At 65.2% G+C, this 12,968-nt stretch carries 12 protein-coding genes; 10 read left to right on the forward strand and 2 right to left on the reverse strand.

Annotated features, from left to right (window positions below; translation table 11 throughout):
- Positions 1–263: 263 nt before the first annotated feature.
- From QCE63_RS23275 to QCE63_RS23320, 10 genes are all read left to right on the forward strand, one after another.
- Positions 264–767 carry a TagK domain-containing protein gene (locus tag QCE63_RS23275; RefSeq protein WP_404990170.1) on the forward strand — a complete coding sequence of 168 codons (504 nt, stop codon included), beginning with the start codon at positions 264–266 and terminating at the stop codon, positions 765–767.
- The gene (tssE, locus tag QCE63_RS23280) at positions 764–1,282 is read left to right on the forward strand and encodes a type VI secretion system baseplate subunit TssE (protein WP_309836307.1); all 519 of its coding nucleotides are present in this window, start codon (positions 764–766) and stop codon (positions 1,280–1,282) included. Before QCE63_RS23275 ends, tssE begins: the two co-directional genes overlap by 4 nt.
- 73 nt (positions 1,283–1,355) lie before the next feature.
- Positions 1,356–3,251, forward strand: a complete 1,896-nt coding sequence (gene tssF, locus QCE63_RS23285; protein ID WP_309836308.1) for a type VI secretion system baseplate subunit TssF — start codon at positions 1,356–1,358, stop codon at positions 3,249–3,251.
- Positions 3,251–4,351: a type VI secretion system baseplate subunit TssG gene (tssG, locus tag QCE63_RS23290; RefSeq protein ID WP_309837314.1), complete on the forward strand. Its 1,101-nt coding sequence runs from the start codon at positions 3,251–3,253 to the stop codon at positions 4,349–4,351. The genes tssF and tssG overlap by 1 nt, the downstream gene beginning before the upstream one ends.
- A gap of 47 nt (positions 4,352–4,398) precedes the next feature.
- Complete coding sequence (locus QCE63_RS23295; RefSeq protein ID WP_309837315.1) at positions 4,399–5,391, forward strand: type VI secretion system ImpA family N-terminal domain-containing protein; 993 nt, start codon at positions 4,399–4,401, stop codon at positions 5,389–5,391.
- A gap of 210 nt (positions 5,392–5,601) precedes the next feature.
- A complete protein-coding gene (locus QCE63_RS23300; RefSeq protein WP_309836310.1) occupies positions 5,602–5,760 on the forward strand; it encodes a hypothetical protein in 159 nt (52 codons plus the stop codon).
- Positions 5,757–6,860 (forward strand): non-hydrolyzing UDP-N-acetylglucosamine 2-epimerase, encoded by a 1,104-nt coding sequence (gene wecB, locus QCE63_RS23305; RefSeq protein ID WP_309836311.1) that lies wholly within the window; start codon positions 5,757–5,759, stop codon positions 6,858–6,860. Before QCE63_RS23300 ends, wecB begins: the two co-directional genes overlap by 4 nt.
- A 700-nt stretch (positions 6,861–7,560) precedes the next feature.
- Positions 7,561–8,943, forward strand: a complete 1,383-nt coding sequence (locus QCE63_RS23310) for a hypothetical protein (protein ID WP_309836312.1) — start codon at positions 7,561–7,563, stop codon at positions 8,941–8,943.
- 51 nt (positions 8,944–8,994) lie between these two features.
- Positions 8,995–9,540, forward strand: a complete 546-nt coding sequence (locus QCE63_RS23315; RefSeq protein WP_404990171.1) for an SDR family oxidoreductase — start codon at positions 8,995–8,997, stop codon at positions 9,538–9,540.
- A 139-nt stretch (positions 9,541–9,679) separates the two neighbouring features.
- Positions 9,680–10,663, forward strand: a complete 984-nt coding sequence (locus QCE63_RS23320; protein WP_309836313.1) for a LacI family DNA-binding transcriptional regulator — start codon at positions 9,680–9,682, stop codon at positions 10,661–10,663.
- 9 nt (positions 10,664–10,672) lie between these two features.
- Here the strand turns inward: QCE63_RS23320 and QCE63_RS23325 are convergent, their stop codons facing one another.
- Together QCE63_RS23325 and QCE63_RS23330 are read right to left on the reverse strand one after the other, a co-directional pair.
- Positions 10,673–11,413 carry an enoyl-CoA hydratase/isomerase family protein gene (locus tag QCE63_RS23325; protein WP_309836314.1) on the reverse strand — a complete coding sequence of 247 codons (741 nt, stop codon included), beginning with the start codon at positions 11,411–11,413 and terminating at the stop codon, positions 10,673–10,675.
- A 34-nt stretch (positions 11,414–11,447) separates the two neighbouring features.
- Positions 11,448–12,764, reverse strand: a complete 1,317-nt coding sequence (locus QCE63_RS23330) for an MFS transporter (protein ID WP_309836315.1) — start codon at positions 12,762–12,764, stop codon at positions 11,448–11,450.
- Between the last annotated feature and the right edge of the window lie 204 nt (positions 12,765–12,968).

Here is a 12,968-nt window from a genome sequence, read left to right on the forward strand (position 1 = left end):
ATCGGATGCGATTTGAATTTCTCTTCAGGCGTCGCTGTTCCATGCGCGACTGCGTGGAGCCCACGTTATCCGGCGCGCCTTCGCTTTCACCCGGTCGGGCGGAGCCGGGGGGCGGTGCGTGGATAGACGGGCTGCAGCCAGGTACCGACACGGACGCTTTCGTTCCAGTTCGCAAGGGCGCCGCTCTCGACGCGGCGCGGCAGGCCGCATGCGCAAGGTCCACGTCTTCCGCGAGTTCTGAGGCAGATGCACTGATCGCCGCCTTGCACACGGGCTATTACGAGGCACTCCATCCGGCTGGCAGTCAGGCCGGCGGCGAGTGGGCGGCGGCGGAAGTGTCCGATCCCGGCCCTCAGGAGGACGCATCGTCCGAATGTGGCAGCGTCGGCGAAGGGATCGACACGGAATCGATCAGTGCGTTTCTGGGTGAGGCACAGCGCGTCGAAGACGCTTTTGGCCCCCTGAACGACAGTCTCGCGTCAGGCGGCGTGGACATGAGCATTCCGCCCACGCCGGAAATTCTGCGGCTCTTCGCGCCGGCCGAGCATTCTGTCGTTCACGCCGGCTACGCCCATCACGCCAACCCTGTGCATGCCCCGCCCCGCAGGTTCACGGCGCCGCCTGCGCTGGCGCGTCGCGAGCATCATGCACTCGCCCTCGACAGCTGGTTGCCCGACCTTCACGCCGGGACCGAGCGGGACGCCGAGTGCACCGTCAGCGACGCTGGCGCGCGCACGCGGGCCCTGAATTGCGAGCAGCCGGCATGAGCGAAGCCAGGCTGCCGCGTCGCGCAGAAAGCCATCTGCTGCCTACGCTGATCGATCGCCTGCGCGACGACGCGCCGCAACGTCAGACGGAGGCGCCAGGCGAATACACCGTGACGCGCGCGCAACTCCGCGACATCATCCAGCGCGACCTTGCCTATCTGCTGAACGCGACCAGTCCCGGGCCGCTGATCGACGCCGTGCGCTACGCGCATGTCGCGGCCTCGACGGTCAATTTCGGCGTGCCGCCGCTGGCGGGCGCCTTCGTCGCGTCGCGTCAATGGGCGAACATCGAGAAGGCGGTCAGCCTGGCCATCGTGCGCTTCGAACCGCGCCTGATACCCGAGTCGCTGCGGATCGTGCCGCGTGTGCAGGGCGAGCGCCTGGCACGGCATGGCGAAGTGGCCTTCGAGATTCATGGTCTGGTGCAGGCCGAGCCGTATCCGCTCGAATTCATGGTGCAAAGCTCGCTTTGCCTGGAGTCGAGCCGTCTGCTGGCCTCCTCGAAGCAAGCTTGAGATTGCCCTGGAACCGAATCGAACCGAACCGAACGACTCAAACCGAACGAATCAAACCGATAGCGAACGCCGCATGGACCCGCGACTCCTCGATTACTACAACCAGGAACTGATCTACCTGCGCGAGAGCGCTGGGGAATTCGCGCAGGCTCATCCGAAGATCGCACGCCGTCTGGGACTGCAAGCCGGGGAAATCACCGATCCCTACGTGGAGCGCCTGATCGAGTCCTTCTGCTTCATGTCCGCGCGCATGCGCCTCAAGCTCGACGCGGAATTCCCGCGCTTCACCCAGCGCCTGCTGGAGGTCACCTATCCGAACTACGTGTCGCCGACGCCTTCGATGGCCGTCGTGCAGATCCATCCGTCCGGTTCCGCCGGCAATCTGAGCGACGGCCCCGTCTTGCCTCGCGGCACGACGTTGAAGACCCGCAAGGCCGATGGAGAAGCCACGTGCTGTACGTTCCGCACGAGCCAGGACGTGGCCCTGTATCCGTTGAAGATCGTGGACGTGCGGCTGACCGGCGTTCCGCCCGATATCCCGCGGCTCGACCGGTACGTGCCCGGGCAGGCGCAGGTTCGCGGCGCGCTGCGTCTGCGCATCCGCACCACGGACAATTCGAGGATTGCCACCCTGACGAAGCTGGACCGCCTGCCGGTGTACCTGGCGGGTGACGAAACCGTGGCGTCGCATCTGTTCGAACTCGTGCATGCGGCGGGCATTGCGTCGATCGTCGGCGAGCCGGGCCAGTTCGGCGACCCGAGCCAGCCATTCGCCGCGGTCCAGACGAACGCCGTGGTGCACGAAGGACTCGGGCTCGATCAGGGGCTGCTGCCGCTCACGTGGTCGAAATTCCATGGCCATAACCTGCTGCACGAGTACTTCGCGTGCCCCAGCCGCTTCCTGTTCTTCACGCTGACCGGCCTGAAGGAAGGGCTTGCCCGGACGCGTGGGCAGGAAGCCGAAATCGTCGTGCTGCTCGACCGTGTGTCCGGTCAGCTGGGCAATCTCGTCGACGCGGCGCGCTTCGCGCTCTTCTGCACGCCAGTCGTCAATCTGTTTCCGGACAGGCTGGACCGCATCGACGTCTCGGCCTCCAACACCGAAATCCATCTGGTGCCGAAGCGGCTGGCCCCGCTCGACTACGAGGTCCATTCCGTCGAGCGCGTGGTTGGGCGTCTGCCGGAGTCTTCGAACCCGCTCGAATTCCGCGCGCTCTATCAGACGCTCAACCACGACGAAGGCAATCACGGGCGCTACTTCTCCGTGCGCCGCGAACGCCGGCTGTTGTCGGACACGACCCGGCGCTATGGCACGCGCACGTCCTATATCGGCAGCGAGACCTTCGTTGCGCTCGTGGATCAGCACGAGGCGCCGTATCACGAAAACCTGCGGACTCTCGAAGCCGACGCCTGGCTCACGAACCGCGACTTGCCCCTGCTCGTGCCGCGCAACGGCGTGGACGACTTCGCGCCGCTCGAGAAGGGCCCTGCGCCGGTCGAAAGCATCGGCCTGATCCGGCCGCCCAGCGCGCCGCGCCCGCCCTGCGCGGAAGGCGAGATCGCCTGGCGGCTGATCCGCCAGTTGAACTTCAACTATCTGCCACTCGAGGAGATGGATCACCGGCCCGGAGGACAGGGCTTGCGCGACATGCTCAGGCTCTTTCTGGGCAGTCACGACGTCGAACAGCATCGGCAGGTGGAGAGTCTCATCGGTGTGAAGACCCATGCCGTCACGCGCAAGCTGCCGGGCAGCGGACCGCTCGTGTTCGGACGCGGCATCGAATGTCAACTGACGGTGGACGAAAGCGGCTTTTCCGGCGCCAGTCCTTATCTGTTCGGCCTGATCCTCGAGCATTACCTCGCGCGTCACGTGTCCATCAACTCGTTCACGCAAACAGAACTGGTGTCGATGCAGCGCGGCCGCATCATGCGCTGGCCGGTCCGCATCGGCACACGCGGGGTGGCGTGATGGAGCGCAGGCCGTCCACCATGCTGTTGCGCGAATCGGCCCTGTCGGCCGCGCTGCTCGAACGCCTTCAGAACGAGCCCTGGCGCTTCGGCTTTCTCGCGCTCGTGCGCCGGATCAGCGCGGACACGCGCATTCATCCTGTCGGCACCGCGGCGCGTCCGGGCGCCGAACCGTTCCGGCTCGGGCAACAGCCCAGCCTGGCGTTCGCGCCGCGCGAGATCGCGAGCGTCGGTGAAATCGATGGCCGTTTGCATCTGCGTCTGTTCGGGCTCGGCATGCTGGGGCCGAACGGGCCGTTGCCCATTCATGTCACGGAGATCGCGCGCGAACGCGAGGAAGCCCGGCGCGACTCAACTCTGAGCCGCTTTCTCGATATCTTTCACCATCGCTACCTGACGCTGCTGTATCGCGCATGGAGCAAGGCGCAGGCAGCGGCAGGGCTGGATCGCGCGGACGACGAAGCCTTTTCGTTTTATGTGGCCTGCCTGACCGGACAGGAGCGCGATGAGATCGCCGGGCGACGCTGGCCCGCGCATGCGCAACTGGCCGCTTCCGCCCATCTGGTGCGCGAGGCGCGCAACCCCGACGGACTGCGCATGACGCTCGAACATTACTTCGGCGTGCCGGTGAGTCTCGACGAATACGTGTTCCACTGGGTCAAGGTCGAACGCGAGGAACAGACCCGGCTGGGCTTGCCGAACCCCGCGTCGGTGATGGGTGACGGCGCCATGCTCGGCGAACAGGCGCCAGACCGGCAATTCCGCTTCCGGATCGTGATCGGGCCGGTGGGAATTGACGAATATTTGCGCTTCACGCCGCACGGCGCGGCCTTGCCGGAACTCGTCGATATCGTGCGCAGCTTCGTGGGCCGGGAGTTCCAGTGGGAACTCGTGCTGCGTATCAGGGCGGAGAGTGCGCCTTGCGCGCAAATCGGCGGTGCGGAGCAACTGGGTTGGTCGGGCTGGCTCGGTTCCTCGCCTGACGGCGAGCCCGTCACCGGAGTGCGCTTCGATCCCGAAGAGTATGCCGGGCAGCCGCACCTCGCGGGCATGCACAGCGAGGCAGTGCGGAATGGTTCGGCGATCAGGAGAACATCATGAGCAAGCAGCGCGGATTGACGCCGCAACCGGACGCACAAGACGACTGGATGACGCCGCTCGACCCGGCCGCGCCGTGTGGCGTGGACCTCGAATACGACCCCGAGTGCGTGGTGTTGTTCGCTCAGGCCGTGGCGCGCGCCGATGCTCAGTACGGCGACTTCGTCGGCACGGCAGAGCCGGTCAACTGGAGCGAGATCGAGCGCGATTGTCGCCGGCTCATGCAGCGCAGCAAGGATATCCGTCTGGCGGTCCTGTTCACGCGTTGCCGCACGCGGCTGGCGGGCGCGCAAGGGCTCGCGGACGGACTCGGCGTGCTGTCGGCGTGGCTGACATCGTATGGCGAGACGATTCATCCGCAAACGGGCGTGGATGAAGACCGGGACGCCGCGCTGGAGATCCGCATGAACGCGTTGCAAACGCTGACCGATACGAACGGTCTGCTTGCAGATGTGCGGGATATTGCGTTCGTGCGCTCGTCGGTGGCGCGTCTGCAGGTACGCGACGTCGAGCGCGCCTTCGCGCAGCCGAGGCCGAGCGACGCGTTGCCGGTGAAATCCGTGATGCAGCAACTGCGCGATCTGCGCATCCGGCAGCCCGAAGTACTCGCGGGTTTCGATCTGGCGCTGCACAGTCTCGGCCTCATCGATGCATGGAATCGCCAGCAGCTGGCCGCGTTCGCAGCCGATCTGGCGCCCTTGAAACGCGCGCTTGAGCGCGTCGTCGGCGAGGGGCCGGTGGACCGGGCATTAATGGAGCCCGACGCGCCCAAGGCGCCCAAGGAAGCCGAACAGGCGTCGGGTTCGGCGAACCCCTCTCCACCACCCGACGACCCGCTCAACGAAAGTACCTTGCCGGGCCGCGACGCAGCGCTGCACGCCATGCGCGATGCCCGGCACTGGTTCGAAGCCCACGAGCCCAGCAGCCCGATCCCCGTGTTGTTGCGCCGAGCGGAACGGTTCGTCGGCAAGCGCTACGGGGAAGCCGTGAAGGCTATCCCCGCTGCCGTGCTCGCCGAGTGGGACGCCGAGGAGTCGCCGTAGCGGCATCCATCCTGGATCCCGTCGTCGGCAGGCCGCGCGGAAGCGGTCGGCAGTCGGCATGCTGCTCGACAAGCCCTTCAGCAGCGTCTCGGACTGCGTTCATGTGACTGGCCGGCTTTTGTCGATGCCGATGCTTCTTTCGCCCATTTTCCATTCGCTGGATAATCTCTCGCGGGTCCGCTGAGGTTCATCGCCGAGCAGACACGGGCCGTGCTGGTGAAGGGCGGCCTGCCGGACTTCACGAGAGTGGAGAGCGTCATCTTCGCGCGGCTGTGCCTCGCCTGGCTCCAGAACGCGCGCAAAGGTTTCGCGGACGCGCTCCAGTCCTTCATCACACACATCATCTGGCTCTTTACGGAATGGTCGTGAACAAACGCAAGATCTTAGTCACTGTCGGGACGCGTCCCGAAGCCGTCAAGATGGCGCCGCTGATCGGGCGGCTGCAGAAGGAAGACTGGGCGGAATGCCGCGTGCTCGCCACCGCCCAGCATCGCGGCATGCTGGATCAGGTGCTCGACCTGTTCAAGATCCACGCGGACGTGGACCTCGACATCATGCAGCCCAACCAGTCGCTGCCCGAACTGACTTCGCGGCTCATCACACGGCTCGATCAGGTTCTCGACGTGGAGAAACCGGATGTCGTGCTCGCGCAGGGCGACACGACAACCGTGCTGACGGCCGCGCTCGCGTGCTTCTACCGGCGCATTCCGTTCGGCCACGTCGAAGCGGGGCTGCGCACCGGCGACCTGGACAATCCGTTTCCCGAGGAAATGAACCGCGTCGTCGCGAGCCGGCTGGCGCGCTGGCATTTCGCGCCGACGCAAAGCTCACGCCAAAACCTGTTGCGGGAGGGCGTGAACGATGCCTCCATTTTCGTGACCGGCAACACCGTGATCGACGCGCTGCTCGACGTGGCCGGGCGCTGCGACGGCGAGGCACCCTATCAGGGCGAGCGTCGTCTGATTCTGGTGACGTCGCATCGCCGTGAGAATTTCGGCGAAGGGTTCCGCAACATCCTGCGCGCGATCAAGGCGGTCGCGGACGCCAACGAGGACACGCACATTCTCTATCCGGTGCATCCGAATCCCAATGTGCGCGATCCGGCCCACGAACACCTCGGCGGGCATCCGCGCATCACGCTGTGCGAGCCGTTGTCCTACCTGCCGTTCGTCGCGGCGATGAAGCAGGCCTACCTGATCCTGACCGACTCGGGCGGCGTGCAGGAGGAAGCGCCCGCGCTGGGCAAACCGGTGCTGGTCATGCGCCGCGAGACCGAGCGTCCGGAAGCGGTCGAACATGAAGTAGTGAAGCTGGTGGGTACGGACTTTGACGAGATCGTGTCGAGCGTGCAGCGTCTGCTCGACGACCCGGCCGAGTACCAGCGCATGGCGCGCGGCGTGTCACCTTATGGCGACGGGCTCGCGTCGGGCCGTATCGTCGATGTCCTCAAGCGGCATTTCGGAGCGTAAGCGCACGGCAGACGTACCCGCATGGTTTTGCAGGGCGAGGACGGCTGCGCGTGTGGGTAGTACACGGCGGCCTGCAAATCATCTGCGCCACCCGCCTGCAATCAGGATCATTGGGCCGGTGACCCACTTTATCGGCAACGAGTCGCGCCTGACGAAGCACTATCGCGACATTGCTTCGAACCGGGCGTGACCGCGTTCTTCTGCACGATGCTGCCGCGCAGCACTGACGAGCGTTGGGGGCCGATCAGCGAGGACTACGGCATCGGCTTCCACGAAGACGACGATCATTGCCGGCTGGTAGAATCGCCGGGGTTGCGCGTCGCCTGCACAGAAGAGGTGTTCGTGCCTCACTGTCTCTCCGCATCCTTCAACAAGCAGGGCAAAGGACGGAAGCTTGCCTTGCTCGCGACGAACCAGGCTGTCCATGAGGCCAGGTGGATGCCGCACACGTCACGCGAACGTGCCAGGGTCGAGGGGTGGCGGTCCGGCATCGCGCAACGCGCGGGTTCGAAGCGGCTCGTCCGCATGTTGCAACCCGCCGCAACCCGCCGCACCCTGCCGGAGCCCGGCATCACGCACGCCGGCTTCGCGCTTGATCCATGTCTTTCGGGCGTTCAGCCAACCCCGGTCCGGGGCCGGCGCACGCCTGCGACCATCCGGCGTGCGCTGACGCGCCGGCAATCAGAACGGAGTTTCAAACATGCAGGTCTGGTCCCGCACAGCCTCGGGAGAAGGGCGCGTTACGTTGCCCATGATCATCGGCGTCGCGTTCGTTGCTTTCCTCATGACAGGCTTCTATCTGTCATACGCGCACACGGCCTGGTTCTTCCAGGACGACTTTGGCTTCATCGAGCATTATGCGGCGGAGGTCAGACTCCCACAGTTGTGGGACTTCACCAACTTCGGCCGCTTCGTCACGCGCAATGTCTACTGGCACTACGGCCAGCAGCTCTTCGCGCTCGACGCGCAGTATTACTATCTCTTCAATCTCTTCTGCATTGGCGTGACGAGCGTGCTGGCCGGACTGATCGTCTCGCGCGGTCATGACCGCTTTGCGGGTGTCGTGGCGGGCCTGTTCTACTATGCACTGCCCGCGACCGCCGCGGCCTACGTGTGGCTGTCGAACTCGCAGCATCTGATCGGCCATCTGTTCGTGGTGCTGTTTGTCTATCTCTTCGTGAGCCGCGCGCCGTCCGCCGATGGCCGCACCCGCTTCGGAACGATCCTCGCGCTGCTGATCGTCCTGACGCTCGGCTACATGTCGAACATCTTCATGTGCATGGCGGTCAGTCTGCCCATCTGGATGCTGGTCGCGGATCCCCGGCATCGCCGGGACTGGCGCAACTATGTGGTGCCCCTGGCCGGCATCGTCTTGTTCGTCATCTTCTATCTCAAGCTCAAGGCACAGCAGTCGGGCGCGTATGGCACGTCGTACAGGCCTTCGGTTTTTTGGGAGAACGCCGCCTACTATTTCTACGGCAACGCGTCGCGGGTCGTGTGGACGATCGCGGTGGTGGCGGGCGCGGCGCTTTCATGGGCCAAGGGCCGGCTGTTCACGGCATGGCTGTTTCTCGCCTCCCTGGCGTTCTTCTTGCCCTTCGCGTTCCTGCTCCACCAGCGCTACGAACAGTATGGCGTTCTCGCGCAATTGTTCTTCTTGATGGCCGCGCTGTGTGCGCTGCACGAGTCGCTGCCGGCGCGGCGCGTGAATCTGGCGCGCTGGATCGGGGTAGCGGCGTTGTTGTTCATCTGCGGGGCGGCATTCCGCGGCCCGATCGCCTATTTCAGCCGCGAACCTTATGGCGCGGGCGTGCGGGCCGACATCGAAACGCTGCGCAACTTTGATCGCGCTCACCCGGAAGTGTCCGTGTATTGCTTCCGTCCTAGCCAGGCGACGGTCAATACATCGGGCGTGAAGACCTGGGATATTCCAGCGGAATGGTGGTTCTCGGGCTTCGGCATGGCCTATACCGTATTCGTGAATCACGGCAAGACCTTCAGGCTCGCGTCCGGGCCGGAAGCGCCCCGATGCGACGTCACGTTCATGCTCGAGAACGGACACGTGGGGATCCCCGCGAACTGATGCCGCGCGGGCCAGGATTACGTCTTCGACGGCACCAAGGACACACCGTATGTGGAAACCGACTCCGTCGCTCCGCTCAACGTCTACGGCGCAACCAAGCTCGCCGGCGAACAGGCGATCGCGGCCAGCGGCTGCCGGCATCTGATCCTGCGCACGAGCGGGGTCTATGGCGCGCGCGGTGCGAACTTCATGCGCACCATCCTGCGGCTGGCGGAGCAGCGCCCGGAACTGACGATCGTCGCGGACCAGTTCGGCGCGCCGACCTGGAGCCGGACCGTCGCCGAACTCAGTGCCGGCATGCCCGGCCAGATTGCGCACGCGGAACGCGCCCGGCCTGGCTCGGCCGATGCGCTCGGTGGCCGCTATCACCTCACCAACGGCGGGCGCACGTCCTGGTGCGAGTTCGCCCGCGAGATCCTGCGCGTGTGGGGCAAGACGGAACAGACCCGCGTGACGCCCATTCCGGCCAGCGCTTATCCGGTGAAGGCGCGCCGGCCGGTCAACTCGTGTCTGTCGAACGCAAAGCTCGCGGCCGCCTTCGGCCTCGCCGCGCCCGACTGGCGGCACGCGCTCGAACTGTGCGCGCGACAGACCTGATTCCCGCCTGCATCGTCATCCAGTAACATGGCCGCACGGCGCACAGTGCGGCCGGTTCAGGCGCGGGGGTGAGCTTGTCGCGCGCCGCATCAGGAGCCAGATCAGAGTGGGAAGAAAAGGAGCGACTCAAGCGACCTCGATGAAAGACGTCGCCCGTCTCGCCGGCGTATCGACGATGACCGTCTCGCGCGCCATGCGCTCGCCGGGCAGCGTCTCGCCACACGTGCTGGAGAGCGTGCGCGCGGCCATCGAGGCGAGCGGCTATGTGCCGAACCGCATCGCGGGCAGCCTGTCGTCCAACCGTTCCACCGTGGTCGCGCTCGTCGTGCCGAGCCTGCGCAATGCGCTCTATGCCGAAACCATCAAGGGCATTTCCGAAGTGCTCACGCGCAACGGCCTGCATCTGATGATCTCCGACAGCGGGCTCGATCTCGAAGAAGAGGAGAAGCTCGTCGCCGAATACATCGCGATGCGCGTCTGCGGCGTGATCCTGCACAACACGAAACACACGCCGCGCACCGTCACCATGCTGCGGAACAACGGCATCCCTTGCGTGGAAACCGGCAATCTCAGCAGCGACCCCATCGACATGGTGGTCAGCTACTCGAATCATGCCGCGGGCAAGGCCATGGCGCGGCATCTGCTCGAACTGGGCTACCGGCGTTTTGCGTTTGCGAGTCTGGCGGTGGCAGGCAGCGACCGGCTGCGTCAGCGGCGCAACGGCTTTCTCGCGGAACTCAAGCGCGCGGGGGCGGGCATTGCGCCGGGGCTGGTGCTGGAAGTGGAGCCGGGACTCGAGAGCGGTTCACGCGCGCTGGCGCGCATCGTCGAACAGGAGCCTTCGGTGCAGGCCGTGTTCTTCGCCGGCGACGTGCTTGCCGCCGGCGCGGTCTTCGAATGCCAGCGGCGCGGCATTGCGGTGCCTGGACGCATTGCGGTGGCTGCATCCGATGACAACGAACTGATGCAGAACATCGTGCCGCCCATCACCACGGTCGCGTTTCCGCGCTATGAGATCGGCGTGCGCAGCGCGAGCATGATCGTCGCGCGGACCAAAGGGGTGACGCTGCCGGTGTCGAGCGTCGATGTCGGCTTCGAAGTGATCCAGCGCGGCAGTACCTGAGCGCGCTGTTTAACCCAGCCCGCTTTCATCCATGGCTTTCAAGGCCGCGATCAGCGCAAAGCGCGACTGCTCGACCGCTTCATTCGGATTGCTGCAACGCGTGTTGTAGTAGAGATCGCGGCCGAGGCTCACGATGTCGCGATTCCATTGCGCCGTGCATCCCGCCAGTTCCACAGCACGCTCCAGCACGGTGTCCGCCGGCACGATCTCGTTGACAAGATGAAACTGCTGCGCCTCCGCCGCGCTGAGCAGCCGCGCGCGATAGACCATGTCCCACAGCACCTTCTTCGGCAGACTGTCCTTCACGATGGCCAGCGCGAGAAACGGAAACAGTCCGTGCGCGATTTCCGGCAGACCGAAGGTCGCGCCTTCGTGCGTGACCGCGAGATCGCACGCGGTGAGCAGGCTGAAGCCGCCCGCATGCGTGGGGCCGTTGTTCGCGCAGACCAGCGGCTTGCCGACGCGTGTCATCGCGCGTTCCATGTCGCTGAACGCGCGCGCGAAGCCGAGCCGTCCTTCGCTCGTGCCGCCCGCGCTCATGTAGTCGCCGCCGGTGCAGAAGACCTCGCCGTGGCCCGTGAGTACGACGCCGCTGACCGACTTGTCGATGCGCGCCGCCTCGAACGCCCGCACGGCCTGTTCGGCCATGGCCTGCGTGACGCGATTGTTCTTGTCCGGCCTGCACATCGTGAGAATGCGGACGCTGCCGCGGTTCGAAATGTCGATCGTGCCTTCCTGCGCTGCATTCATATCGGGTTTCCGTTTGAGTGGTCGGTTGAGGGAGTCAGCCGCGCGCCTCGCGCAGCGCCTGGGCGGCGTCCTGCGCGTTCGTATCTTGGCGATGATGCCGGCTGACGACAGCAAGAATCAACCAGGCGATCACGCCATATGCGCCGATGGCCTGCAATCCGCCCGCCGTGCTGCCGGTCGCATCCTTGATGACGCCCACCACGTAGGGCGCGGCGAAGCCCGACAGATTGCCGAGCGAGTTGATGGCCGCGAAGCCGATGGCCGCGACCGCCGGTCCGAGCAAACCGGGCAGCAGCGCCCAGAAGACCGGCAATGCCGAGAACACGCCGAACGAAGCGAGGCACAGCAAGGCCAGCTTCAGCGCGGGCACGGCGACGAGCGTCGAGCCGACGAGCCCGGCGATGCCGAGCGCCATCGGCAGCAATACATGAAAGCGGCGCTCGCGATGACGATCCGAGCGCCGGCTCCACCACATCATGCCGAACGCGCCGACGGCGAACGGAATCGCGGCGACGATGCCCACCTGCATCAGACTCAGATGGAACTCGCGCACGATCTGCGGCAGGAAGAAGCTCAGGCCGAAGTTGATGCCGACAATGCCGAAGTACGCGGCCGCCAGCATCAGCACGAGCGGCCGTCTGACGATGTTGAGGAAGCCGTGTTCGTTGAACGCGACGCTGCGCCGGCGTTCCGCGTCGAGCGTGGCATCGAGCCAGGCGCGTTCGTCGTCGGCGAGCCATTCGGCTTGCGCGGGAGAATCGCGCAACACCTTCAGCACGACGACTGCGAGCACCAGCGAGGGCAGCGCCTCGGTGATGAACATCAATTGCCAGCCCTTCAGGCCGAAGACGCCGTCATGGCTCAGCAGCCATCCCGAGAGCGGCGCGCCAAACACGCTGGCGAACGGCATCGCGGCCATGAATACGCCCACCACGCGGCCGCGATGACGCTCCGGGACCCAGTACGTCAGGAACAGGATCACGCCGGGGAAAAAGCCCGCTTCGGCTGCACCGAGCAGCACCCGCACGATGTAATAGCTCCATGGCCCGGTAATGAACGCCGTGGCCCCGGACAGGATGCCCCACGTGAGCATGATGCGCGCGATCCAGCGGCGCGCGCCCACGCGTTCGAGCGCGAGGTTCGACGGCACCTCGAAGAAGAAGTAGCCGATGAAGAACAGTCCTGCGCCGAGGCCGAACACGGTGGAGGAGAATTTGAGGTCCGCGCTCATGGTCAGCGCGGCGAAACCGACGTTGACGCGATCGAGGAACGAGATCACGAAGCAGATGATGAGCAAGGGCACGAAGCGGCGCGTGACCCGGCGCATGGTTCGCGATTCGATGTCGGACATGGGTGTGTCTCCTGAGGGCGGCCGGGCGCTTTGGGTCCGGCTTTGTGCATGCATTATCTTGAGCGAGCGGTGTCTTCGAGGAATAGGGGAATACCCTCCGCGCTGACTTCAACCACGCCGATTTCACGAATCAAGTAATTGATATTAAACGCTAAAACAGAATTTATTACGACGTGATATCGATATCAAAAAATTGCCCGCATG

The sequence above is a fragment of the Caballeronia sp. LZ065 genome (assembly GCF_031450975.1).
GTDB lineage: Bacteria > Pseudomonadota > Gammaproteobacteria > Burkholderiales > Burkholderiaceae > Caballeronia.

Bases quoted from the DNA above. Each gene is read 5' to 3' on its own strand.
- tssE (WP_309836307.1), top strand. From the start codon at position 764: ATGAGCGAAGCCAGGCTGCCGCGTCGCGCAGAAAGCCATCTGCTGCCT.
- tssF (WP_309836308.1), top strand. From the start codon at position 1,356: ATGGACCCGCGACTCCTCGATTACTACAACCAGGAACTGATCTACCTG.
- tssG (WP_309837314.1), top strand. From the start codon at position 3,251: ATGGAGCGCAGGCCGTCCACCATGCTGTTGCGCGAATCGGCCCTGTCG.
- QCE63_RS23295 (WP_309837315.1), top strand. From the start codon at position 4,399: ATGACGCCGCTCGACCCGGCCGCGCCGTGTGGCGTGGACCTCGAATAC.
- QCE63_RS23310 (WP_309836312.1), top strand. From the start codon at position 7,561: ATGCAGGTCTGGTCCCGCACAGCCTCGGGAGAAGGGCGCGTTACGTTG.
- QCE63_RS23320 (WP_309836313.1), top strand. From the start codon at position 9,680: ATGAAAGACGTCGCCCGTCTCGCCGGCGTATCGACGATGACCGTCTCG.
- QCE63_RS23325 (WP_309836314.1), bottom strand. From the start codon at position 11,413: ATGAATGCAGCGCAGGAAGGCACGATCGACATTTCGAACCGCGGCAGC.
- QCE63_RS23330 (WP_309836315.1), bottom strand. From the start codon at position 12,764: ATGTCCGACATCGAATCGCGAACCATGCGCCGGGTCACGCGCCGCTTC.